We start from the raw sequence: 22736 nt of genomic DNA on the forward strand, positions 1-22736 counted from the left end.
GTCGTCATGCGAAGAGTCGTCGCCAAGTCTCGGGGCCGGGGTACCCGTCGGCCGCGCTGCCGCGCCAGCCCTGCGCCCGTTGGAAGTCCTGGACATTGCGCCGGTCGGCCTCGCTCCACCTCGGGCCGGGACCCAGGGCGTAGTGCCGGCCGTAGCCGCGCTTCACCAGTTGCTGACCGAGCCGGGTGACGTGCGCGTTCGACGTGCCGGGCCGGAACCGGTCCTTCCCCGGGAACGCCGGCCGCGCGCTCGTACCGCCGGGACCCGCCGCTCCCGCTCCCGGGATGTCCTTGCCGAGCCCGTTCACGAGATACCGCCAGGTGTCCGGTCCCGGCAGCCCGTCGGCCTCCGCGCCCCGCCAGCCCTGCGCCCGCTGGAACGCCTTGGTGGCCTGCCGGTCGGCCTCGCTCCAGCGGGGGCCGGGGCCGACGTCGTAGAAGCGCCCGCCGCCCCGGCCGACGAGCATCTCGCCGAGCCGGGTCACCTGCGCGTTGTCGGCGCCGGGCCCGAAGGACTTCGCACCGGGGAAGGCACCGGCGGCCGGTGTGCCCGCCGGGCTGCCGCCGGTGCCTCCGGTCACGCCGTTGTAGCGGTACGCCACGTAGTTCGCCGAATTGTTCCAGTACGCCATCGGCGTGGACTGCGCACGGGTGTTCGGCCTGGTCTGCTCGTAGGCGAGGTAGTAGTCGTGCGTGTAGTCCGTCCAGCCGCCGAAGATCGTCACGTGTGACCCCTTGTTGGGGTCGGCCGGGTTGTGGAACAGCAGGATGTCGCCGGGCTGGAGGTCGCTCCGGTCGATCCGGGTGCCGAACCGGGACAGGCTGCCCGTCCACTCGTTGCCGTCCAGGTTCCAGGCCATCGAGACATAGCCCGAGCAGTCCTGGCGGTAGCCGTCGGACCAGTACTTCGTCATGGAGTACGGGACCTTCGCGCTCACCCACCGCTTGGCGCGGTTGATGATGTCGGCGCGGCTGGTCCTGCGCAGCGTGTCGACGGAGGTGTTCGACGACGGTCCCGCCGACGGGCGGCCGTGCAGCGGGCCGCTCGCGCCCTGCGGGGTCGCCGGATCCGGTTCGGCGAGCGCGCCGGCCGCCACCGACCGCGCCGCGCCGCCCGACTGGGTGGTGCCGAGCGCCGGCCAGGCGGCGTCCGCGTCGGCCTCACCGGCGCCGGCGCCGGTGGCCCCGAGGGCGACTCCGGCAGCGGTGGCCAGGACCAGGACGCGGCGCGCGCCGTGCGCGGCGGGGTGGCCGCCCGCGCGCACGGGCAGGCCCTGCGCCAGCAGACGGCGCTGCTCGGCGCATCCGCCGCAGGGGCAGTCGCAAGCGGGTTCGTACTCCTCGAAGACCGGTACGTTCATGCGATCCCCTCCACACTCGACAAGATGCTGTGCCGTGTTGCACGTGCGTCGGGAGTCAACAACCCCGACTAATCACACTTTGACGGATCAAAGGTAAAAAACGACCATCCGACAGGCCGCATCGCTCATGAAATGGTCGGGAGCACTCCGGAGCGTCGGGTAGAGTTCTCCAGGTCAGCAGGCGCCGCTAGCTCAGTTGGTTAGAGCAGCTGACTCTTAATCAGCGGGTCCGGGGTTCGAGTCCCTGGCGGCGCACGCAGGACTGAGGCCCCCTCGTCATCGACGAGGGGGCCTCAGTCGTCGGCCCGTACCGCCACCTGCGAGGGGGCGGCCTTCGCGGCAACTTCACAGTCCGGCCACAGCTCCACCTTCGACAGGCACCCAATAGGTGCATATGGTGCGCAAGTATCATCTTTCACTCTTGCGATCATCGCTGGGGTCGTAGAACCTATCCTGAAGCCGAAGCGCCCAAGGGAGCACGCGTTCCCCGCAGTTGGGACATTGAAGAGTTTGCTCCGGTTTGCATACCGAGCGGGGTGGGGGGCCCCGCTCACGGGCCGACGCCAACGGCGTCATGCAACCGGAAGGTCCCGATGCGTGTCTGTACCGAGGGCGGGCCACTACCGGCGGCCCACCACCGACAGGTCCGGGACGGGTGGTCTGTGGGGGCCCCTCTCCGGACGAACCGACCGACCAAGCACGCGGCCAGGCGTGCGGGGGGATGACTGATGACGTCGACGCCGAACGGCGAGCGGCCGAACAACGACGCGTCCCGGACCACCCAGCTCCGGGTTCCCTCACAGCTCAGGAACGCCAAGGCCCGTCTGCGGCCCAAGGCCGAACTGCCCAAGTACGACTACGAGCACTACAGCCGGCTCGCCGGACCGCTCACCCAGCCGGACCCCAACAAGCCCTACAAGGTGCGTTACCGCTCGCTGCTCTCGCAGGAGCCGCACCGGATCCGGGCCGCCCTGCTGCTCGGCGCCGCCCCGCTGCTCTCCCTCGGCCTCTTCGCCTGGCTGATGCAGCCGCAGCACTGGACCGAGCGCGACCCGAACCTGAAGAACGACACGCTGCTCGTCCTCGACATCGTGATGCTCGTCTCGATCGGCCTGATCGAGCTGTTCCGGACGATGAACGTGCTGTCCAACGCGCACGCGACGCTGGTGGCCCGAGACCCGGTCCCCGTCGTGCCCGCGAGCGGCACCCGCGTCGCCTTCCTCACCTCCTTCGTGCCGGGCAAGGAGCCCCTCGAAATGGTGACGAAGACGCTGGAGGCCGCGGTCAGGATCCGCCATCGCGGGCTGCTGCACGTCTGGCTCCTCGACGAGGGCGACGATCCCGCCGTCAAGGAGGTCTGCGCCCGGCTCGGCGTCCACCACTTCTCCCGCAAGGGCGTCGCGAAGTGGAACCAGGCGAAGGGCGCGCACCGCGCGAAGACCAAGCACGGCAACTACAACGCCTGGCTCGACGCGCACGGGGACGACTACGACTTCTTCGCGTCCGTCGACACCGACCATGTCCCGATGGCCAACTACCTGGAGCGGATGCTCGGTTACTTCCGCGACCCGGACGTCGGCTTCGTCATCGGCCCGCAGGTCTACGGCAACTACGACACGTTCGTCACCAAGGCCGCCGAGTCGCAGCAGTTCCTCTTCCACGCCCTGATCCAGCGCGCGGGCAACCGCTACGGCTCACCGATGTTCGTCGGCACGAGCAACGCCGTACGCATCTCCGCGCTCAAGCAGATCGGCGGCCTGTACGACTCGATCACCGAGGACATGGCGACGGGCTTCGAGATGCACCGCGCCAAGAACCCGCTGACGGGCAGGAAGTGGCGCTCCGTGTACACCCCGGACGTGCTCGCCGTCGGTGAGGGCCCGACCGCGTGGACGGACTTCTTCACCCAGCAGCTGCGCTGGTCGCGGGGCACGTACGAGACGATCCTCAAGCAGTACTGGCGGGGCTACGCGACACTGCCGCCCGGCAAGCTGTTCAACTACACGATGATGATCATCTTCTACCCGATGTCGGCGCTCAACTGGATTCTGGCGGCGCTGAGTTGTGCGCTGTTCCTGGGCATGGGCGCCTCGGGTGTGCAGATCGACCCGGCGATCTGGATGATGCTGTACGGCAACGCGTCGGCCCTCCAGATCGGCCTCTACATCTGGAACCGGCGGCACAACGTCTCACCGCACGAGCCCGAGGGGTCCGGCGGTCTCGCGGGCATGGCGATGTCCGCGCTCTCCGCGCCGATCTACGCGCGCTCGCTGCTCGACGCCGTGCTGCGGCGCAAGAGCGGCTTCGTGGTGACGCCCAAGGGTGACTCGTCCAGTCCGGACACCCTGTTCGGGACGTTCCGGATCCATCTGTTCTTCATCCTCGTCTTCGCCGGCTCGCTGATCTCGTCCTTCTTCTTCGGGCACGACCATCCGGCGATGATCACCTGGGCCTCGCTGGCGATGCTGATCACGGCCTCACCGATCATCGTCTGGCGCCTGGGCCTGCGCGCGGAGAGGAAGAAGCGGCGGAAGCACGGGGCTCATCGCGGCGGCGGGGGCACGCCGCCGAATGCGCCGCCGGCGCCCGGAGCCGTCGACCAGACCATACAGATTTCCCTTGGGGGACCTAAGCAATGAGCGCGCTTCCCGTCCGGCCGAACCACCGCAAGAACCGGGCCCGCCGCCTGGCGATAGGCGCCGCGGTGGTCGTCGTGGTGGCCGGGATGAACGGGCCGGCGATGTGGCGGTTCGGTTCGGAGCAGTACCACGATTACAAGATCAACCGGCCCGAGTACAAGGCCGCGAACGGCCACTGGGACTTTCTCGACATCCCGGCGAAATTCAAGATCAATTCAATTCACGCGTCGCTTCTGCACACCGGCAAGGTGCTGCTGATAGCCGGGTCGGGGAACAACCAGAAGAACTTCGACGCGAACAAGTTCGAGTCGGTCCTCTGGGACCCGGCGACGAACGACTTCAAGATGATCCCGACGCCCAAGGACATGTTCTGCGCCGGCCACACCCAGCTGCCCGACGGCAAGCTGCTGGTGGCGGGCGGTACGAAGCGGTACGAGAAGCTCAAGGGCGACGCGACCAAGGCGGGCGGCCTGATGGTGGTCCACAACGAGGACCCCGACAAGCCGATGACGCTGCCGGCGGGCACGATGTTCACCGGGAAGAAGAACGGCAAGACCTTCGAGTCGAAGGACCCGGTGCTGGTCGAGAAGGCGAAGAAGGTATTCGACCCGGCGACCGGGGCCTTCCTGCGGACCGAGCCCGGCCTCGGCCGTATCTATGTCGAGGCCAGGAAGTCCGGGAAGAAGTACGAGACCGGCACCGAGGACAACTACCGGGTGCAGGGCATGAAGGGCACCGACGCCCGTAACGTCTACGGAATCGCGCAGAAGCTCGCGCTCGACAAGAAGGACTTCCAGGGCATCAAGGACGCCTTCGAGTTCGACCCGGTCGCCGAGAAGTACATCAAAGTGGACCCGATGAACGAGGCCCGCTGGTATCCCACGCTCACGACGCTGGAGGACGGCAAGGTCATCGCGCTGTCGGGCCTCGACGAGATCGGGCAGATCGTCCCGGGCAAGGACGAGATCTACGACCCCGAGACCAAGGAGTGGGAGTACACGGGGATCATCAGGAAGTTCCCCACCTACCCGGCGATCTTCCTGATGGACAACGGCAAGCTGTTCTACAGCGGTTCCAACGCCGGTTACGGCCCCGCCGACGTCGGCCGCAAGCCCGGCATCTGGGACCTGGACACCAACAAGTTCCAGAAGATCCCCGGTCTCGGCGACGCGGACATGATGGAGACCTCGGCGACCGTCATGCTGCCGCCCGCGCAGGACCAGAAGTTCATGGTCATCGGCGGCGGCGGTGTGGGTGAGTCCGAGAAGTCCAGCGAGAAGTCACGGCTGGTCGATCTCAAGGCGGACAAGCCGGAGTTCAAGGACGGCGCCGGTCTCGACAAGGGCACCCGCTACCCCAGCGCTTCGCTGATGCCGGACGACACGGTGCTCGTCACGGGCGGCGCCGAGGACTACCGGGGCCGCGACGGCTCCAACATCCTCGAAGCGCGGATGTACGACCCGAAGGCTGGCGCGTACAAGCGCGTCGCGGACCCGCAGGTCGGCCGCAACTACCACTCGGGATCGATCCTGCTGCCCGACGGGCGCGTCATGATCTTCGGCTCCGACTCGCTCTTCGCCGACAAGGCCAACACCAAGCCGGGCGTCTTCGAGCAGCGCATCGAGATCTACACCCCGCCGTATCTCTTCCGGGACTCCAAGCCGGCGCTGACGGACGGGCCGGAGCGGATCGAGCACGGCGAGTCCGGGGTCTTCAAGACCGGGGACGCCGCGTCGCTCAAGTCCGCGAAGCTGCTGCGGCCGAGCGCCGTCACGCATGTCACCGATGTCGAACAGCGGTCCGTCGCACTGGACATGGAGAAGACGGCGGACGGGATCGAGGTGACGGTGCCGGAGAACAAGGCGCTGGTGCCCGCGGGCTGGTACATGCTCTTCGTGACGGACGACAAGGGGACACCGTCCGAGGGCACGTGGGTCGAGGTGCCGTAGCCCCTCGGACACGTACGACGGACGCCGAGGCCCCCCGGCGAGTGCGGGGGGCCTCGGCGTCCGTTCGGCCGCCTTCTACTTGGCGTTGCGCGCCAGCTCCAGGGCGTACTCCGGGTACCAGTCGCCGGCCTTGGGCCCGCCCTTGCAGTCCCCGTCCGACTCCCCGGGGCGCTTGACCCAGAGATACGCCTTCACCAGCGGGTCACCGGTCTTCGTGGTCGGCGGCTCGCCGAGCGCGCGGCCCGGCGGGTTGCACCAGTTCTCGCTCGGATCGCCCTCCGTGTAGGGGCCGTTGCCGTTGCGGCTGGTGTCGATCACGAACGGCTTGCCGCCGACCTTCGCCGACAGCTTCTTGCCGAACTCCTGGCTCACGTCGGTCGGGAAGAAGTTGGAGACGTTGACCGAGAAGCCGTCCGCCCGGTCGATGCCCGCCCGCTGGAGCGGCTCGAAGAGCGCGTCGGGCGACTGCCAGCCGGCGTTGCCCGCGTCCAGGTAGACCGTGGTGGCCGGCTGCTGCTTGAGCCGTTCGATGGCGCCCTTCAGCAGGTCGTACCGCTCCTCGTGGAACTCCCCGGGCGTGCACCCGTCGACCAGGTGCAGCAGCGCGTCCGGCTCCAGGACGACCGTGGCCCGCCGGTCACCGATGCCCTTGGCGACCTTGTCGACCCAGTCCCGGTACGCGTTGCCGTCCGCCGCGCCGCCCTTGGAGAACTGACCGCAGTCGCGGTGCGGGACGTTGTAGAGGACGAGCAGGGCGTCCCGGTCGGCCTCGGCGGCGGCTTCCGTGTAACCGCGCGCCTCCTGCTCGGGGTTGTCCGGGCCGATCCACTCACCGACGGGCTGTGAGGCGATCTTCTTGATCAGGCCGGCGTTCTCGTCGTCGCCGTCCTCGGTGTAGTCGGCGACCTGCTTGGCCGCGTTGCCTCCGGGGTTGACCCAGTACGGATCGGTCGCCTTGGGCTGCTGGCTCGTGGCGGGATTCTTCTCGCCCTTGCCCTCACCGTCGGAGGAACAGCCCGCGACGAGCAGCGCCGCCCCCGCGACCGCCGCACACGCCGTCACTCGCAGACCGCGACCGGAACCACTGCCGTACATCCACTCCCCCTCGGTGACTGTTCGCCGGAGCCGCCCCCCAGGCGCCCCGCTCCTGCCCCGCCTGCCGCTCGCCTGCCCGGACAAGACCGGTCGAATCCATCCTGGCACACGGTCAGGAGCCGTTAAGGCGCCCCTTCGCGTTCGTGTGCGAGCTGTGACCGCGGAGCCCCGGCCAGGCTCCGCCGATGCCGGATCAGCCATCCTGACGCGCCTCTTCCACATCGGTGAGATACGCCGAGACCACCACGTTGGCCGTGTACGTACGGCTCTCCTCGTCGAAGGCCCCGCCGCAGGTGATCAGGCGCAGCTCGGCACGGTCCGGCTGGTGGGGGCCGTACACCTGCCGCGCGTCGAACTTCTCCCGGGGATGGACCCGCACGTCGTCGATGGTGAACTCGGCGACCGAGCCGTCGGACCTGCTCACGCGGACCTTCTCACCGGGCCGGGCCGCGCTCAGGTCGTAGAAGACGGCCGGTTCGGACCGGGTGTCGACGTGGCCGACGAGGAGCGCGGTGCCCGTGGCACCGGGCCGGGCACCGCCGCCGTACCAGCCGACGGTCCCCGATTCCTCGTACGGGGGCGGCTCGACGGCGCCCGTGACGTCGAGGCCGCGCGAGACGACCGGCGCCGCTATCCCGACGGAGGGGACCTCCACGCGGCGCGGCTCGGCGGGCTCCAGCGGGTCACGGGCCACCGGGCGCTCCCCCGTCGGCCGGCCGACGGCCGCGATGTCGCCGGTCATGGGGCCGGAGGTGCCGACGACGGCGTCGTGCCCCCAGCCCCAGAGGCCGAGCAGCAGGGCGGCGAGGGCGACCCCGGTCAGCGGTCGGCCGGATCCGGTACGGCGGTGGGTGTCGGACATCTCAGCCGTCTCAGTCGGAGTCCCGCGCGGCGGAACGCTTCCGGCGCGCGCTGCGGATGGCCACGGCCACGGCGGCGACACCGGCGAGGACGAGACCGATCACGGTGTGCGGGGTACTGGGGCCGGCCTCGTCGGCGGCGGCCGTACTGATCGTCCGGCCGCCCCCACCCGCCCGGACCGGCGCGACGGGCGAGGCCCGGTGCTCACCGGGGTCGGCCTGGGCGTGGGAGGACCGGGGCGGGGACGATCCGGGCGGCGAGGACCGGTGCTGACGGCCGGTGCGGCTGGGGTGCGGCTCGGCGTCGGGCCTGGTCCCTGGCTTCGATTCGGGCCTGGACTCGGGCCGGGTGGCGCGCCCGGTCTCCGTCCCGGTGGAGGGCTCGGCCGTGGCCGGGGGCTTCGACCCGGTCTTCGCCTTCGGCTCGGGCTCGGGCTTCTCGGAGACGGAGGCGGAGTTCCTGGATCTCGGTTCGGTCTTCGGCTCCGGCTTCGCGGAGGCCGCGGCCGGGGCCGATGTCTTCGCGGAGGGTTCGGCGGAGGGCTTCGGCTTCGGCTTGGGCTTCCGTTCCGGGTCGTGGTCCACCTCGAAGACCGCCGCGCGCCGGTGCTCGTGCCCGTCGCACCAGACGTCGACCGCGTACCTGCCGTCCCTCGCGGACGACTTGACCTTCGCCTCGCCCCGGAGCGGCGACTCGCGGTCGCCGCTCCGGCCGGTGCCCAGTTCGGAGTCGGCGACGAAGACGTCCGACCGCGCCGCCCCCGCACGGGGGTTCGCGCAGCCCGCGACGTTGATCTTCACTTCGCCGCCGGGGCGCACGGGTGACGGTGTGACCGTCGCCTTCACGGAGTCATGGGCGTCGGCGGCGGTGGTACCGAGGACGGGGACCGCCACCATGGCGGCGACCAGCCCTGCGGCACGGAATGTGAGCAAGCCTGAACGCATCGTGAACCTCCTGACGAAGGAAGCCTCACCCGTCCGGCCGGATCCCGCATCCGCAGCAGCCCTGGAGAAACCGTCGCATACCGCTTCGACCTGCGAATATTCAGTCGGATCCGGTCAGATCAGCTCCACCAGATCAGCGATCGAGTCGACGATCGTGGAGGGCCGGAACGGATAGCGGTCGACATCCTCCGGCTTTGTCAGACCGGTCAGCACCAGGAAGGTCTCCATCCCGGCCTCCAGCCCGGCCAGAACGTCGGTGTCCATCCGGTCACCGATCATCGCGCTGGTCTCGGAGTGCGCGCCGATGGCGTTCAGCCCGGTCCGCATCATCAGCGGGTTCGGCTTGCCCGCGAAGTACGGGGCCTTGCCGGTCGCCTTGGTGATCAGCGCGGCGACGGATCCGGCGGCGGGCAGCGGTCCCTCGGCCGACGGACCCGTCTCGTCGGGGTTGGTGCAGATGAAGCGGGCACCGTCGTTGATCAGCCGGATCGCCTTGGTGAGGGATTCGAAGCTGTACGTACGGGTCTCGCCGAGCACGACGTAGTCCGGGTCGTGGTCGGTGAGGATGTAGCCGATGTCGTGCAGCGCGGTCGTGAGCCCGGCCTCGCCGATGACGTAGGCGGTGCCGCCGGGGCGCTGGACGTCCAGGAACTTGGCGGTCGCCAGCGCGGAGGTCCAGATGTTGTCCACGGGCACGGCCAGACCCATCCGGGACAGCCTGGCCTGGAGGTCGCGCGGGGTGTAGATCGAGTTGTTGGTGAGGACGAGGAAGGGCTTGCCGGAGTCCCGCAGCCGCTTGATGAAGGCTTCCGCGCCGGGGATGGGGATGCCTTCGTGGACGAGGACACCGTCCATGTCGGTGAGCCAGGACTCGATCGGCTTGCGCTCTGACATGTGACGGACTCCTGCCGTACGCAGTGTGCTGGTGGCGCCGCGGGCACTGCTCCGTACCACCCGGCGCCTCCAGCCTAATCAGGTGCCGCTGATCACGGGCCCCGGAGGCGGGGTCGGGGCGCGGTCCTCGGGGCGGGCCGTCCGCGGGCCGCCCCGCTCAGTTGCCGGTGGCGGTCTTCCAGGACCGGACGTACCCGTCGAGGCCGGGCTCGATCTTCTCCCAGTTGGGTTCGAAGAGCTTGACGCCGTCGATCAGCCTTGCCAGTTCGATGGCGTTCTCATCGGTGGGTCTGATGTCCGTACGGGCGGGGAAGCCGCCCCCGATGCCGCTGACCTGTCTCTGTGCCTTCTCGGTCAGCATGTAGTCGAGCAGCCTCTTGCCGTTCGCGCTGTGCGGGGCGTCACGCATGACACCGGCTCCGTAGTACATGGCGAACGTGGTCGGCTTGCCGCCCTCCCTCGCCGGGAACCAGATGGCGATGTTCGACAGGCTCTTGGACTGCTCGAAGTTGGTCTGCACGTCCCCGTTCGCGACGAGGATCTCGCCCTTGTCGACCTTGGGCGCGAGCTTGAAGGTGGAGGGGGTGGGGCCGACGTTGTTCTCTTCGAGCGCGCGCAGATACTCCATCGCCGGCTTCTCGCCGCCGAAGTCGTTCATGGCCTTGATGAGGACGCCCGTGCCGTCGCCCGCGACTCCGGGGGTCGAGTACTGGAGCTTGTCCTTGTACTTGGGGTCGAGCAGCTCCTCCCAGGTGACCGGAGGGTCCGTCAGTTCCTGCTTGTTGTATATGAAGCCGAAGTAGTTGTTCACGATCGACGTCCATCTGTTGTCGACGGACTTGACCGAACCGTGCACCCGCTCCGACCCCTTGGGGTCGTACGACGCCAACAGCTGCTCGCGCTCGGCGAGTTGAATGTACGGCGGCAGGACGACGATGAGATCGGCCCGGGTGTCGTCCTTCTCGCGGACCGCACGGTCCACCATCTCGCCCGAACCGCCCTCCTCGTACCTCACCTTGATGCCGGTGTCCTTCTCGAAGTCGGCGAAGACCTCGTCGTACCAGCCGTCGCCTTCGACGCCTTTGAGCCCGTCGGCGCTGTAGACGGTGACGACGTTCTCGCCGGAGGCGCCCGTGCCGTCGCCGCACCCGGCGAGCGAGGCGGTCAGGGCGAGGCTGCCGACGACGGCCGTGAGGGGTCCCCGACAGCCGCGAGAGGTAGGGGCGTTGAGGGAGTTGGGGGTGTGGCGGGGCATGACGGCTCGTAATCTCCTAGCGGGGGGTGGCTCGGGGCGGGGCCGGGACGGGTCCCGCACCTCTGTGCACCGACACGCCCGTCACCACCCGTAGATCACACAGGGACCCGCGGAAATGGCGATGTCGAGGACCACGCACGCGACTTCGTGGGTCGCGGGGATGGTCGGACTCCAGAATCGCTTCGTTCAGGCCCAGGACGAGCATGAGAGTACCGCTCACGGCGCGCCCCGGCAGCGCTCGCGCACGGATAGGGACAGGGTCAGCGGCGCTTGCGCGGGCGGCGGAGTCCGGCGATCAGCGCGGCTCCGGCGAGGACGCACGCTCCGGCGGCGATCGCGGGGCCGGCGTAGGAGCCGGAGCCGGTGTCGGCGAGTGCGCCGATGCCGAGGGGGAGTGAGGAGTCCTTGCCGCGTCCGGAGTCGGGGGCGGGGTCCGCCGTGCCGCGCGGTTCACCGGTGGCGGTGTCCTTCCCGCCCTGGTGGCGGGGGTCGGTACCGGGATCGCCGGTGCCCGTGCCGGAGTCCGTGTCGGGGTGGTCCCCGTCCGTGTCCGTGCGCGCACCCGTACCGCTCACGGAGAAGAGGTAGTCGTTCGACTCCCCCACCCAGTCGCCGTCACCGCCGCGCCGCTGCACCGTCGCCGCGTTCGCCACCACCTTGTTGGACGCGGCGGCGGCCGTGAAGGCCATCCGCGCCCGGACGGTGACGGTCTGCCGGCCCGGCACGGCGAAGCCGGAGAAGCCGCCTTCGAGGACGGCGATCGTCTCGTCCTCGTCGGACTTCTCCAGCGACATGGTCCGCCAGCGGCCCTTGTCGTCGGTGAGCTGGAGCCGGACCTGGTCCGCGGTGAGGGACCGGTGCCGGTCGCTGAGAACGATGACGGGGTGGATGTTGTGGCACGCCTCGTCGGTGCTGTTGGTGAGATCGATGGACCAGGTGCCCGGCGGGCCGCCGGGGCGGTACTCGTCCGGGCCGCCGTGGATGTGTGTGTCGATGGGGAAGTCCGGATCGGCCGCCCGGCCGCAACTCGGCTGCTGGTCGGCCCCGGGCCCCGCCCCCGGCCCGTCGCTCGCGCCCGCGTCCGTGCCCCTGGCCCTGCCCCGGTCCCCGACCCCGACCCCGTGCCCGGCCGTGTCCTCGTCCGGGACGGCGGCGGTCGCGGTCGTCGCGGGCAGCACCGGGGGCACGACGGTACCGGCGGTGACACCGGCCGCCCCGATGACTCCGGTGGCCGCGGTGACGAGGACGGGGCGCAGTCGCATGGATCGCATGGGTGGGGCCTTTGCTGATCGCGAAGCGGTCGGGCATGGGGGACGGCCCCGACGCTGCCACGGACGGGCGGCCGGCCGGCGAAGCCACATCCGCCCCCACCCCGAAAATCACACAACCCCACCCCAACGGCGCACCGGGCACCCCGCGCCCGTGCGGCGATGGAGGACGAGCCGGCCACGGCCGCGGAACCGGCCCACGGGGCGGGCCCGGTACGCACACCTACGCCACCGTGACCCGCCCCCGCCCGAACTCCCGCGCATGACCGAACAGCGGCGACAGCACCAACTGCGCCGCCCCCTCGGCGACAGGCCGCACCCCACCGTCCGCCATCCCCACCGGTACGACGGGCCCACGGGCCCGCTCCCGAAGCACCGCCCCCACCCCCGACACGAAGCATTCCTCCGCCGCCGCCACCGCCCTCCCACCCAGCAGCACCCGGTCGATGTCCAGCAGCCCGACGAGATTCGCCGCCCCGGCGCCGAGCACCCGCGCCGCCTCCGCCAGGTCACCGCGCGCGACCGCCGCCATGCAGAGCGCCTCGATACAGCCGCGGTTGCCGCAGTCGCACGGCGGCCCGTCGAGCTGGATCACCTGGTGCCCGAACTCGCCCGCGCCCGTACGGTCGCCCCGGTACAGCGCACCGCCCAGCACGAGGCCCGCGCCCAGCCCCGTACCGAGGTGGAGGTACGCGAACGAGTCGCCGGGCCCCCGCAGGGCGAGCCCGAGGGCGGCGGCGTTGGTGTCCTTGTCCAGGACCACCGGCAGGCCGAGGCGGTCGGCGAGCGCGTCGCGCAGCGGGAAGCCGTCCCAGCGGGGGAAGCCGGTGACGCGCCCCAGCACCCCGGTCGCGTGGTCGAGGGGGCCCGGCAGGGCGACACCGACGCCCAGCAGCCGCTCCGGACTCGCCGCCCCCGGTGTACGGGCGAGGCGCTCGGCCTCCGCCCGTACCGACTCCACCTGCCCCGCCGCGGTCTCGACGACCTCGGCCGCCCCGGCCCCGAGGTCGAACGGCGCCGTACGGACCGCGACCGGGGTGCCGGCCAGGTCGACCACGACGGCCGTCAGTTCGTCGCGGTCCAGATGCAGGCCCACGGCGTACGCGGCGGAGGGGACCAGGCACAGGACGGTCCGGGGTTTGCCGCCGGTGGACGCCCGCTGGCCGACGCCTGCCGCCAGCCCCTCCGTACGGAGCCTGGCCGTGATCTTGCTGACCGCCTGGGGGGTGAGGCCGGTGGATTCGGCGAGTTCGAGACGGCTGATACCGCCCTCGCCCGCCGTACGGAGCAGGTCGAGCACCAGCGCGGAATTGTGGCTGCGCAGCGACGGCAGGTTCGCACCGGTGTGCGGGCTCGGGTTCACGCCGGTACGGATACCCGCCGGCACGCCCGCGACCGCCTCCGCGCCCACTCCCGCCCCTGCCGCGACACCCGTCCCCGGCTCCGCCTCCACCCGCGCGCCTCTCTGTCCGCCCTCGCCGTCTCTGTTGTCACCACTGTTGCCCACGTTGTCATTGTTCCTGCCGCTTGCACTATGGCAACACCGTTGCTTAAGTGGAGCGCATGACTGGCACCGGTACCCCCCTGCGCGTCGCACTCGTGGGCTACGGCCTCGCGGGCTCCGTCTTCCACGCCCCGCTGATCTCCGCGACCGAGGGCCTGGTCCTCGACACGGTCGTCACCTCGAACCCGGAGCGCCAGGCGCAGGCGCGCGCCGAGTTCCCCGACGTCCGCTTCGCGGTGTCCCCGGACGAGCTGTGGGAGCGCGCGGACGAGCTGGACCTGGTCGTGATCGCGTCGCCGAACAGGACGCACGTCCCGATCGCGACCGCCGCCCTGAAGGCGGGTCTGCCGGTCGTCGTGGACAAGCCGATCGCCGGCACCGCCGCCGAGGCGCGCGCTCTCGCCGCCCTCGCCGAGGAGCGCGGCCTGCTGCTCTCCGTCTTCCAGAACCGCCGCTGGGACAACGACTTCCTCACTCTCGCCCGTCTCGTCGCGGGCGGCGAGCTGGGCGACGTACAGCGCTTCGAATCACGGTTCGAGCGGTGGCGGCCACAGACCAAGGGCGGCTGGCGCGAGTCGGGGGTGCCGGAAGAGATCGGAGGACTGCTCTACGACCTGGGCAGCCATGTCGTGGACCAGGCGCTGGTGCTGTTCGGTCCGGCGGCGCTGGTGTACGCCGAGTCCGACGTACGCAGGCCCGGTGCCGCCGCCGACGACGACACGTTCATCGCGATCACGCACACGAGCGGTGTCCGCTCGCATCTGTACGTCAGCGCCACCACCGCTCAACTCGGCCCGCGCTTCCGGGTGCTGGGCTCGGAGGCGGGCTATGTGAAGTACGGCCTCGATCCGCAGGAGGCCGACCTGCGCGACGGCAAGCGCCCCAACACCCCGGATTCCGCGGGGAACTGGGGCGTGGAGCCCGAGTCCCTCTGGGGCCGTATCGGGGCCGGCGAGTCCCCGGCGACGGGTGGCGGCCACCCGGTGGAGAGCACACCCGGCGACTATCCGGCCTTCTACGCGGGGGTCGCGCGAGCACTGCGCGACGGTACGGCGCCGCCGGTCACCGCGCTTGAGGCCGCCGCGGCGCTCGACGTCCTGGAGGCGGCGCGCCGCTCCGCCCACGAGGGTGTCACGGTCACGATCGGAGCCTCGTCATGACGGCGGCCCAGGAGCGCCCCTTCCCGACGGTGGCCGAACTGGAGGCGCAGGAGGCCCGGTTGGTCCTGCCGCAGTTCACGTACGACGACGCGTGGGCGCTCGGCGGCCTGCTGGCCGAGCTGTCGCGTGAGCGCGGGGCGCCGGTCGCGATCGACATCCGCCGGGGCGCCCAGCAACTGTTCCACTGCGCGCTGCCGGGATCGTCGGCGGACAACGACGCCTGGATCGACCGCAAGCGGCGCGTGGTCGAGCGGTACGGCGAGAGTTCGTTCCTGGTCGGTTCGCGCTTCCGTGCCAAGGGCGCCACGTTCGAGGACTCCTCGCGCCTGGACCCGGACCGGTACGCGGCCCACGGCGGCTCGTTCCCGATCACGGTGCGCGGAGCGGGAGTCGTGGGCACGGTGACGGTCTCGGGGCTCCCCCAGGAGGAGGACCACGCGCTGGTCGTGGAGGCCCTGGAGCGGACACTGGCGGGCCACGGGAGCTGACGTAACGCCGCCCCCGCGACGGAGCCGATACACCGTCGGCTCCGGCCGGTTCCCCTTACCTCCGGGGCCCGTTCAGGTCTTGATCTCGCGAAAGCCCGGCACGCCAGCGACGAGCAGCGTCCCGTCCAACAGCCGAAGCGCGTCCTCGGGGCCCGGTGTCTCCGTGAGGACCGGGCCGAAGAACGCGTGCCGGGTGCCGGAGGGGTGGGTGACGGCGAGGATCGGCGTACCCACCTCTCCGGTCACCAGGCTCGTCGCCTCGTCGTGCGAGGCCCTGAGCGCCGCGTCGTGGTCGGTGGTCAGGCCCGCCCCGGCCAGTGCCACCGGCAGCCCGGCGGCGCCCAGGGCCTCCCCGAGATCGCCGATCCACGCGCGCCGCCCGCCGTCCCCGGTGGTCCACAGGGCCTCGTAGAACCGTCCGAGCGCCGTGTGGCCGTACGCCGTCAGGACCGCGGCGCAGACGCGGGCGGGGATCCGGAGGCAGCCCTCCTCGTCGCCCTCGGGGTCGACGTCCCTGCCCTCGTTCAGCACCGCGAGGCTCATCACGCGCCAGCGGATGTCGACCGGGCGCTGTTCGGCGACGGAGACGATCCACGTCGCGGTGACCCGGCTGAGCGGGCACGCGGGGTCGAACCAGAAGTCGACGGTCCGCCGCTCCGTGACCATCGGGTGCTCCCTCCCGTCGATCCGACCCCGCTCAAGTCCCCTGGAGCTACGCGTCCTTGAGTTCCTGGCGTTGGCGCCCCAGTCCCTCGATCCCCAGCTCGACGACGTCACCGGCCCGCAGGTACGGCTTCGGCTCCGGCTGTCCGAGCGCGACGCCCGCCGGCGTACCGGTGTTGATGACGTCACCGGGGTAGAGCGTCATGAACTGGCTGACGTAACGCACCACTTCGGCCACCGGGAAGATCTGCTCGGCCGTCGTGCCGTGCTGCTTCCGCTCCCCGTTGACGGACAGCGTGAGCGTCAGCGCCTGCGGGTCGGGCACCTCGTCGGCGGTCACGAGCCAGGGGCCCAGCGGGTTGAACGTCTCGCAGTTCTTGCCCTTGTCCCACTGGCCGCCGCGCTCGATCTGGAACTCGCGCTCGGAGACGTCGTGGGAGACGGCGTAGCCCGCGACGTGGGTCAGGGCCTCCTCCGCGGAGTCCAGATAGCGGGCGGTGCGGCCGATGACGACGGCCAGCTCCACCTCCCAGTCCGTCTTGACGCTCCCGCGCGGTACGAGGACGGTGTCGTCCGGGCCGACGACGGTGTCCGGCGCCTTGAAGAAGATGATCGGCTCGCCCGGGATGTCCGCGCCGGTCTCGCGCGCGTGGTCGTGGTAGTTCAGCCCGATGCACACGATCTTGCCGATCCGGCCGACCGGCGGTCCGGTGCGCAGTCCGGCCGGGTCGACGACGGGCAGCCCGCCGGACGCTGCGGCGGCCCGGATCCGGTCGAGCGCGGCCTCGTCGGCGAGCAGTGCGCCGTCGATGTCAGTGACCAGTCCGGACAGGTCCCTGAGGGTTCCGTCCTGGTCGAGCAGTGCGGGGCGCTCCGCACCCGCCGTACCGACACGCAGCAGCTTCATGGTCTGTTCTCCCTCTGGCCGAACGGATCGACCTGGTCGAGCGGGGCCCGCCGGCGGGTGGCGGCCATCGGCGGATCGGCCGATCCTCCAAGACATCCGATCACTCCGCAAGACCCCGTTCACACCCTGGACCACGCCCGTCTCGCCGCCGGTCGTCGTCCCGCGTCCTGTCACGCCGCGGTGGCCAGCGCCCCCGCCGGGGCGTCCCGGTACAGGAAGGCCCGTTCGACGGCGGTCCAGGTCGTGCTGGTGACGACGTACAGCGCGGCGGCCAGCGGCACCACGCCGACCGTGAGGAGGGTCGCGAACGACAGCAGCGGCATCACCTTGGTCATGGCACCCATCCCGGGCACCGGCTGCCCGTCCGCCCCGGCCGCGGGCGTCGGCATGGCGGCCATCTGGCGCTTCGTACGCCGGTAGTTGAAGGTGGCGACGGCCAGGACGATCGCGAAGAGCGTGACGTACACCAGGCCCGCTCCCCCGAAGACCCCGCCGTCGGCGAGCGCGTCCTTCCAGCGGTCGCCGAGGGGCGCGGCGCCGAGGGAGTGGCCGAGCAGTTCGTTCGGGGTGCCGCCGATCTCCCGGCTGGCGAAGAGGTGGTACATCAGGAAGAACGCGGGGATCTGGAGCAGGCTGGGCAGGCAGCCCGCGAGCGGGGAGACCTGCTCCTTCTTGTGCAGTTCCATGATCGCCTTCTGGAGGCGTTCGGGGTTCTTGGCGTGCTTCTCGCGCAGGGCGGCGATCTGCGGCGAGAGCTTGGTGCGGGCCTTCTGGCCACGGGCCGCCGCCCGGGAGAGCGGGTGGACGGCGAGCCGTACGCAGGCGGTGAACAGGATGATCGCGGCGGCGGTCGCTCCGCCCTGGAAGACGGGCTGGAGCAGGTCGGCGAAGTGCCCGACCAGGGAGGCGAAGCCGGACAGGAAGACGGACATGGGTGAGCCCTCCGAGGGTCTCGTCGTGCCGGAAGGAAGGCGCGGCGCGCGTGGTGCGGCGCGGCGCGGTTCGGCATGACGACCCGCGTGGGAGCCGGTCGCTCGGGAGTGGGGGTGGCGCAGGCCCTACGCGGTCGTCGGGAGGCGGCGACCGGGCGCCCGTGGCCTGGTGCGGCCTCGCGCGTCGGGATCTCGCTGCGGCAGGAACGCCGTGCGTTGCTCACGGTCGCGGATCGCCGTGCGGACCCGGGTGGGCGGCACGGGGGGCGCGCACCGGGCGGAGATGACGGCGGAGACGGCGAACGCGGTGGAGGCCGCGGCGGTGGCCGCGAGCGCGACGGCGGCGGAGAGGCTGCCGGCGTCGACGAGGAGGATCTGGGCGAGGCCGAAGATCAGGAAGAACACCGGTGCGGCGGGGCGGGGCAGCCGGACGGCGCGTCGCGGGGCGCGTCGGATCATGGCCTGTTCCCCTCCTCCGTGTCGTGCCGGCCGGGTCCCCGGCACGGTGCGGCCGGGCTTCTCAGGGCTTCGGGGCCCTCCAGCCGTTATACACGATCCGTTTCGACGGGCAGAAGCAGGCGTCGGGGGGCGAGCAGCGCCCGGCTCACCGGATCGTCCGGGTCCGGATCGAGTCCGCGGCCGGGGAGCATCCGCACGTCGTGCGGCGGTACGGCGGTGCCGCAGGCCGGGCACTCTCCGTAGGAGCCCAGCTCGGTGCCGCAGGCGGCGTGCGTGAAGACCCGCATCGGGAGGACGCCCTCGATGTGTTCGCGGCCCCAGAGACCGAGGGAGCGCAGTACGGGCCAGAGCGCGAGACCGCGCTCGGTGAGGACGTACTCGTCGCGGGGCGGCGACTGCTGGTAGCGCCGCTTCTCCAGGACACCGGCGCCCTCCAGGCTCTTGAGGCGGGTGGCGAGGACGGCCCGGGGGACGCCGAGGTGGGTGAGGAAGTCGTTGTAGCGGCGTACTCCGTAGAAGGCGTCGCGTACGACGAGGAGTGTCCAGCGCTCGCCGACGACCTCCAGCGCGCGGGCGATCGAGCACTGCTGGGTGGAGTAGTCCTTGCCGAGGGCCATGGCCGTACCCTAACAAAATCCAGGTTCAATGAATGAACTCACCGTGCTACGGTCGTGCCACCCGTGGGTTCATTCACCGAACCCTGGACGTCGAACCCGAAGGGTGTCGCCCCGCCATGTCCCCAGCACCCCTCGCCGCGAGCCGCGCGGCCTCCCCCGGCCGCACCCCCGGCGCTCCGCGCGGCGCCGGGGCCACGCTCGCCGTCACCAGCGCGGCCACGACCGTCGCGCTCATGAACTACACCGTCCCGATGCTCACCCTCCCCGATCTCACCGCCGACTTCGGCACCGCGACATCGGCACAGGCGTGGCTCCTCAACGGCGCCCCGCTCGGCCTCGCCGCCCTGCTGCTCGTCGCGGGCAGCCTCGCCGACGACTACGGCCGCCGGAGACTCTTCCTCGCGGGCACCCTCGGCCTCGCCCTCACCACCGGACTCGGCGCACTCGCCGGCTCCACCCTCACCTTCACCCTCGCCCGCGTCGCCCAGGGCGCCTCCGGCGCGGCGATCATCGCCAGCAGCCTCGGTCTCCTCGTCCACGCCTTCCCGCCGGGCCCCCGCCGCATCAGGGCGACCGGCGTCTGGGGCGCGTTCGTCAGCGCCGGGATCGCCGCGGGACCGCTGCTCGCCGGCGGGCTCGGTACGTACGACTGGCGGCTGCCGTACGTCGCGCTCGCGCTGGCCGCGCTCGCCGTCGCGGTCCCCGCCTTCCGCACGCTCGCCGAATCCCGCGCGCCGCGCGGCGGCCGGCCCGACCTGGCGGGCGCGCTCGTACTCTCGCTGGCCATGACCGCGCTGCTCAGCGCGCTGACGCTGGGCCGCGACGGGTGGCTGCGCACGCCCGTCGTGCTGCTGCTGGTGGCCGCCGCCGTACTGACCGGCGCCTTCGCCGCCGTGGAGCGGCGCGGCGACGCTCCACTGATCGATCCCGGGCTGGTGGGCCGGCGGCCGTTCCGGGCGGCGACGTCCGGCGCGCTGTTCACGGGGCTGGCGGTGATCGGGCTGTTCAGCTATCTGCCCACGCTGCTCCAGCGCACGCTCGGCATCTCCCCGATGGGCGCGGCCTGGCTGTTCGTGCTCTGGTCGGGCACGGCCTTCCTGGTCGCCCTCCAGGCCCGCCGCCTCGCGGGCCGCGTGGCAGCCCGCCACCAGCTCGCGCTGGGCTTCGCCCTGCACGCGGCGGGCGCCCTGTCGATGCTGGGCGCGGTGGGCGCCGGGTCGTGGGAACGGCTGATACCGGGGCTCCTCGTCGCGGGCGCCGGCAGCGGCCTGCTGAACGCCGCCCTGCCCCGTCTGTCGGTCGAGTCCGTCCCCCAGGAACGCGCGGCGATGGGGTCGGGGGCGAACAACACCGCCCGCTACATCGGCTCGGCGGCCGGAGTCGCCCTGATGATCGCGGTGGCGACCTCGGCGGACACCCCGGAGCACGGCACGGACCTGGCGATCCTCGTCTCGGCGGGGGTGACGGCGCTCGGGGCGGCGCTGGTACTGGCGCTGCGCGACGGGGCGGCGACGCGGGGCTGAGCGGGCGCTCATGTCCGGCGGGCCGGGCGGGGGCGGAGGAGACCGGGGACAGTGGGGCGTGCGCGCCGGGGGCCGGGTCCCCCGCCCCCGCCTCTGTCTCGAACACCCGCCGCCCCGACGGACGTACAGCAGTACGGTGTGGACCATGCGCCCCGACATCCCTGCCGACCACACCTCTGAAGCCGAGCGCCTCCTGCGCACAGCTGCCCAGTACCCCGAGGACCGCGAACCCCTGCTGCTCCAGGCCGCGGCCCACCTGGAACTGGCCGGCGCCCGCGACCGCGCCACCGGCCTCTACGACGACCTCCTCGCCGGCGCCCCGGACCACCCCCACCTGGTGAAGGCGCTCAAGGCGGCGAACCTGTGGGAGTACGGCCACGAGGCGGAGGCCCGCGCCATCATCGAGGGCCTGCGCATCGCCGAACCGCTGGAGCCGGCGCCGTGGGAGATCGTGGCGGAGACGCTGGAGGCCCACGACGAGCTCGAAGCGGCCCACGACTCCTACACCACAGCCCTGAACCTGCTGCTGACCCCGGGCGAGGAGGTCCCGTACTCGGCGGGCTCCCTCCTCCTCGGCCGCCACCGGCTGCGCCGCCTGCTGGGCCTTGAGCACGACGACTGGGACGCCCTCGGCGACCAGGTGAACAAGACGACCGTCCCGCTCGACGAACTCCACGACCCCAAGCGGATCTGGGCCCTCGGCTCGGACAACCCGGCCGAACTCCAGGCCGAGATCGCCCGCCTGCGCGCCGAGTTGGGCTCGTACCGCTCGGCCCTCTCCCGCCCGTTCCCGGTCGCGGTGCTGCACTGGCCGGCCGCGGAGCTGACCGAACTCCTCACGGCGTACCCGGACCTCCGCACCGAGTACCCCTCCCGGGAGGCGCACCTCGCCCAACTGGAGTCGGCCCTGCGCGAACTGGCCGCCACGGGCACCCCGAACCTGGGCATCGTGACGGGCACGCTCCCCTCCTACGAGGCTTTCGCCGCCTCCGAGGGCGCTTCCCCCTCGGACCCGAACCTGCTCCCCCAGTACGCCACCACCCTGGCAGCCCGCGGCCGCGCCACCTCCTGGCCCCCGGCCCGCAACGCGACGTGCTGGTGCGGCTCGGGGAGGACGTACGGGGAGTGCCACGGGGTGGGATGACCGGAGAGGCACAAGGATGAGGGAACGTACCGACAGCGGCATCGCGTACGGACGGACTCCGCGCCGCACAGCGCGAGTTGGCCGGCACAATGCCCAGATGCCCAAAGTCGTTCCCTCGTCCGCCGCGGTCTCGGCCCGCATGAGCCGTCAGGCCTCTCGCGACACGGCCCCCGAGGTGGCGGTACGGAAGATCCTCCACGCGGCCGGGTTGCGCTACCGCGTGAACGTACCGGTCCCGGGCATGTCCCGTCGCACCATCGACATCGTCTTCGGCCCGGCCAAGATCGCGGTCTTCCTCGACGGCTGCTTCTGGCACGGCTGCCCCGAGCACGCAACCCGTCCCAAGTCCAACGCCGAATGGTGGCGCGCGAAGTTGGACAAGAACATCGCACGCGATCGCGAGACGACGGAGCATCTGGAAGCCCAGGGGTGGACGGTCCTGCGATTCTGGGAGCACGAGAACCCGGAGGACATTTCACGAACGGTGGCCCGGACTCGCGAAGCAGGGGCTGTTGCATGATCGCCATCTGTCCAGAAGGCCGGGCCGGAGTCGGGGTGGACGTCCCGGTTTGGGCAAGAGGCGAACTCAGTGCAGGTACGATCTCGGTAGTCATGTGAGCGTTGAAGTCCCATAAACACTGGCGAGTCCGCGCCTGCTCCTGCACCCTCCCATGCTCACCGCGCCGGCCAACTGGCCGAGACTTCCGCGCCGGCCCACATTGATGGGCGCGGTCCGGCTTCCTGGACCTGGTCCCCGACCCACGCGGCGTCCACAGCCGTCGCTATCGGCCGACCGCGCTGGTGGTCGCCGCCTCGCCGAGCTTCTTGGCCTGCGCCTGTTCACTCACTAGATCACGGTATGGATCAGGGACCACCCCATCCTGGGCCTGCGGGGCCCTAGGCTTCCCCTCGACTACCCCGACGCCCACCAGGCCCTCCACGCCATCCGTTGAAGAAGGGACTGCACCACCGGCAAGCTCACCATCGAAGGGTTTACCTGATCAGCAGTCTGCCGCCCGGCGTGGCGGCCAGCGTCCAGCTCGCCGCCCGGCTCAGAGGCCGTTGGAAGATCGG

Annotated in this window: 20 protein-coding genes and 1 tRNA gene; 8 read left to right on the top strand and 13 right to left on the bottom strand. The window is 71.2% G+C overall.

What is annotated here, in order from left to right; all coding sequences use genetic code 11:
* Window positions 1–4: 4 nt before the first annotated feature.
* Complete coding sequence (locus tag ACZ61E_RS18430; protein WP_469700664.1) at window positions 5–1360, bottom strand: peptidoglycan-binding protein; 1356 nt, start codon at window positions 1358–1360, stop codon at window positions 5–7.
* A 181-nt stretch (window positions 1361–1541) separates the two neighbouring features.
* On the opposite strand from ACZ61E_RS18430, the gene ACZ61E_RS18435 reads away from it, so the two are divergent.
* From ACZ61E_RS18435 to glxA, 3 genes are all read left to right on the top strand, one after another.
* Window positions 1542–1615: transfer RNA gene (locus ACZ61E_RS18435), tRNA-Lys, on the top strand.
* Window positions 1616–2088: 473 nt separating this feature from the next.
* Window positions 2089–3999, top strand: a complete 1911-nt coding sequence (locus tag ACZ61E_RS18440) for a glycosyltransferase family 2 protein (RefSeq protein WP_469700665.1) — start codon at window positions 2089–2091, stop codon at window positions 3997–3999.
* The gene (gene glxA / locus ACZ61E_RS18445; protein ID WP_469700666.1) at window positions 3996–5948 is read left to right on the top strand and encodes a radical copper oxidase GlxA; all 1953 of its coding nucleotides are present in this window, start codon (window positions 3996–3998) and stop codon (window positions 5946–5948) included. Before ACZ61E_RS18440 ends, glxA begins: the two co-directional genes overlap by 4 nt.
* Before the next feature lie 75 nt (window positions 5949–6023).
* Here glxA and ACZ61E_RS18450 read toward each other — a convergent pair whose 3' ends face one another.
* The 7 genes from ACZ61E_RS18450 to ACZ61E_RS18480 all read right to left on the bottom strand — a co-directional run bounded on the left by ACZ61E_RS18450 (window position 6024) and on the right by ACZ61E_RS18480 (window position 13652).
* A complete protein-coding gene (locus ACZ61E_RS18450; protein ID WP_469700667.1) occupies window positions 6024–7043 on the bottom strand; it encodes a glycoside hydrolase family 6 protein in 1020 nt (339 codons plus the stop codon).
* A 193-nt stretch (window positions 7044–7236) separates the two neighbouring features.
* Complete coding sequence (locus ACZ61E_RS18455) at window positions 7237–7905, bottom strand: class F sortase (protein ID WP_469700668.1); 669 nt, start codon at window positions 7903–7905, stop codon at window positions 7237–7239.
* 10 nt (window positions 7906–7915) lie between these two features.
* Window positions 7916–8836: a hypothetical protein gene (locus tag ACZ61E_RS18460; RefSeq protein ID WP_469700669.1), complete on the bottom strand. Its 921-nt coding sequence runs from the start codon at window positions 8834–8836 to the stop codon at window positions 7916–7918.
* 126 nt (window positions 8837–8962) lie between these two features.
* Window positions 8963–9742: an HAD-IIA family hydrolase gene (locus ACZ61E_RS18465; protein ID WP_469700670.1), complete on the bottom strand. Its 780-nt coding sequence runs from the start codon at window positions 9740–9742 to the stop codon at window positions 8963–8965.
* Between the two features lie 157 nt (window positions 9743–9899).
* Complete coding sequence (locus ACZ61E_RS18470; RefSeq protein ID WP_469700671.1) at window positions 9900–10997, bottom strand: 2-aminoethylphosphonate ABC transporter substrate-binding protein; 1098 nt, start codon at window positions 10995–10997, stop codon at window positions 9900–9902.
* 260 nt (window positions 10998–11257) lie between these two features.
* Entirely contained in the window at window positions 11258–12268 is a 1011-nt protein-coding gene (locus tag ACZ61E_RS18475; protein WP_469700672.1) for a hypothetical protein, read from the bottom strand.
* A gap of 220 nt (window positions 12269–12488) precedes the next feature.
* Window positions 12489–13652, bottom strand: coding sequence for an ROK family transcriptional regulator (locus tag ACZ61E_RS18480; RefSeq protein ID WP_469700709.1), 1164 nt, complete (start codon window positions 13650–13652; stop codon window positions 12489–12491).
* A 176-nt stretch (window positions 13653–13828) separates the two neighbouring features.
* Between ACZ61E_RS18480 and ACZ61E_RS18485 the strand changes: the two genes are divergently transcribed.
* The gene (locus tag ACZ61E_RS18485; protein ID WP_469700673.1) at window positions 13829–14929 is read left to right on the top strand and encodes a Gfo/Idh/MocA family oxidoreductase; all 1101 of its coding nucleotides are present in this window, start codon (window positions 13829–13831) and stop codon (window positions 14927–14929) included.
* The gene (locus ACZ61E_RS18490; protein WP_469700674.1) at window positions 14926–15417 is read left to right on the top strand and encodes a heme-degrading domain-containing protein; all 492 of its coding nucleotides are present in this window, start codon (window positions 14926–14928) and stop codon (window positions 15415–15417) included. The genes ACZ61E_RS18485 and ACZ61E_RS18490 overlap by 4 nt, the downstream gene beginning before the upstream one ends.
* 72 nt (window positions 15418–15489) lie before the next feature.
* Here ACZ61E_RS18490 and ACZ61E_RS18495 read toward each other — a convergent pair whose 3' ends face one another.
* From ACZ61E_RS18495 to ACZ61E_RS18515, 5 genes are all read right to left on the bottom strand, one after another.
* Window positions 15490–16083: a mycothiol-dependent nitroreductase Rv2466c family protein gene (locus ACZ61E_RS18495; RefSeq protein WP_469700675.1), complete on the bottom strand. Its 594-nt coding sequence runs from the start codon at window positions 16081–16083 to the stop codon at window positions 15490–15492.
* Window positions 16084–16129: 46 nt separating this feature from the next.
* A complete protein-coding gene (locus ACZ61E_RS18500; protein WP_469700677.1) occupies window positions 16130–16987 on the bottom strand; it encodes a fumarylacetoacetate hydrolase family protein in 858 nt (285 codons plus the stop codon).
* 170 nt (window positions 16988–17157) lie between these two features.
* Window positions 17158–17919, bottom strand: coding sequence for a YidC/Oxa1 family membrane protein insertase (locus ACZ61E_RS18505; RefSeq protein ID WP_469700678.1), 762 nt, complete (start codon window positions 17917–17919; stop codon window positions 17158–17160).
* A gap of 126 nt (window positions 17920–18045) precedes the next feature.
* The gene (locus tag ACZ61E_RS18510) at window positions 18046–18378 is read right to left on the bottom strand and encodes a DUF6412 domain-containing protein (protein WP_469700679.1); all 333 of its coding nucleotides are present in this window, start codon (window positions 18376–18378) and stop codon (window positions 18046–18048) included.
* A gap of 86 nt (window positions 18379–18464) precedes the next feature.
* Window positions 18465–18995 carry a winged helix-turn-helix transcriptional regulator gene (locus ACZ61E_RS18515; protein WP_469700681.1) on the bottom strand — a complete coding sequence of 177 codons (531 nt, stop codon included), beginning with the start codon at window positions 18993–18995 and terminating at the stop codon, window positions 18465–18467.
* A gap of 116 nt (window positions 18996–19111) precedes the next feature.
* Between ACZ61E_RS18515 and ACZ61E_RS18520 the strand changes: the two genes are divergently transcribed.
* The 3 genes from ACZ61E_RS18520 to ACZ61E_RS18530 all read left to right on the top strand — a co-directional run bounded on the left by ACZ61E_RS18520 (window position 19112) and on the right by ACZ61E_RS18530 (window position 22182).
* Window positions 19112–20518 carry an MFS transporter gene (locus tag ACZ61E_RS18520; protein WP_469700683.1) on the top strand — a complete coding sequence of 469 codons (1407 nt, stop codon included), beginning with the start codon at window positions 19112–19114 and terminating at the stop codon, window positions 20516–20518.
* Window positions 20519–20663: 145 nt separating this feature from the next.
* The gene (locus tag ACZ61E_RS18525) at window positions 20664–21662 is read left to right on the top strand and encodes an SEC-C metal-binding domain-containing protein (RefSeq protein ID WP_469700684.1); all 999 of its coding nucleotides are present in this window, start codon (window positions 20664–20666) and stop codon (window positions 21660–21662) included.
* A 97-nt stretch (window positions 21663–21759) separates the two neighbouring features.
* The gene (locus ACZ61E_RS18530) at window positions 21760–22182 is read left to right on the top strand and encodes a very short patch repair endonuclease (protein ID WP_469700686.1); all 423 of its coding nucleotides are present in this window, start codon (window positions 21760–21762) and stop codon (window positions 22180–22182) included.
* Window positions 22183–22736 lie beyond the last annotated feature (554 nt).

Source organism: Streptomyces sp. NPDC104581, assembly GCF_055583685.1.

Excerpts from the sequence above, each read along its gene's own strand:
- ACZ61E_RS18430 (WP_469700664.1), bottom strand. The coding sequence starts at position 1,360 with ATGAACGTACCGGTCTTCGAGGAGTACGAACCCGCTTGCGACTGCCCC.
- ACZ61E_RS18440 (WP_469700665.1), top strand. The coding sequence starts at position 2,089 with ATGACGTCGACGCCGAACGGCGAGCGGCCGAACAACGACGCGTCCCGG.
- glxA (WP_469700666.1), top strand. The coding sequence starts at position 3,996 with ATGAGCGCGCTTCCCGTCCGGCCGAACCACCGCAAGAACCGGGCCCGC.
- ACZ61E_RS18450 (WP_469700667.1), bottom strand. The coding sequence starts at position 7,043 with ATGTACGGCAGTGGTTCCGGTCGCGGTCTGCGAGTGACGGCGTGTGCG.
- ACZ61E_RS18455 (WP_469700668.1), bottom strand. The coding sequence starts at position 7,905 with ATGTCCGACACCCACCGCCGTACCGGATCCGGCCGACCGCTGACCGGG.
- ACZ61E_RS18465 (WP_469700670.1), bottom strand. The coding sequence starts at position 9,742 with ATGTCAGAGCGCAAGCCGATCGAGTCCTGGCTCACCGACATGGACGGT.
- ACZ61E_RS18470 (WP_469700671.1), bottom strand. The coding sequence starts at position 10,997 with ATGCCCCGCCACACCCCCAACTCCCTCAACGCCCCTACCTCTCGCGGC.
- ACZ61E_RS18475 (WP_469700672.1), bottom strand. The coding sequence starts at position 12,268 with ATGCGATCCATGCGACTGCGCCCCGTCCTCGTCACCGCGGCCACCGGA.
- ACZ61E_RS18485 (WP_469700673.1), top strand. The coding sequence starts at position 13,829 with ATGACTGGCACCGGTACCCCCCTGCGCGTCGCACTCGTGGGCTACGGC.
- ACZ61E_RS18490 (WP_469700674.1), top strand. The coding sequence starts at position 14,926 with ATGACGGCGGCCCAGGAGCGCCCCTTCCCGACGGTGGCCGAACTGGAG.
- ACZ61E_RS18495 (WP_469700675.1), bottom strand. The coding sequence starts at position 16,083 with ATGGTCACGGAGCGGCGGACCGTCGACTTCTGGTTCGACCCCGCGTGC.
- ACZ61E_RS18500 (WP_469700677.1), bottom strand. The coding sequence starts at position 16,987 with ATGAAGCTGCTGCGTGTCGGTACGGCGGGTGCGGAGCGCCCCGCACTG.
- ACZ61E_RS18505 (WP_469700678.1), bottom strand. The coding sequence starts at position 17,919 with ATGTCCGTCTTCCTGTCCGGCTTCGCCTCCCTGGTCGGGCACTTCGCC.
- ACZ61E_RS18510 (WP_469700679.1), bottom strand. The coding sequence starts at position 18,378 with ATGATCCGACGCGCCCCGCGACGCGCCGTCCGGCTGCCCCGCCCCGCC.
- ACZ61E_RS18515 (WP_469700681.1), bottom strand. The coding sequence starts at position 18,995 with ATGGCCCTCGGCAAGGACTACTCCACCCAGCAGTGCTCGATCGCCCGC.
- ACZ61E_RS18520 (WP_469700683.1), top strand. The coding sequence starts at position 19,112 with ATGTCCCCAGCACCCCTCGCCGCGAGCCGCGCGGCCTCCCCCGGCCGC.
- ACZ61E_RS18525 (WP_469700684.1), top strand. The coding sequence starts at position 20,664 with ATGCGCCCCGACATCCCTGCCGACCACACCTCTGAAGCCGAGCGCCTC.
- ACZ61E_RS18530 (WP_469700686.1), top strand. The coding sequence starts at position 21,760 with ATGCCCAAAGTCGTTCCCTCGTCCGCCGCGGTCTCGGCCCGCATGAGC.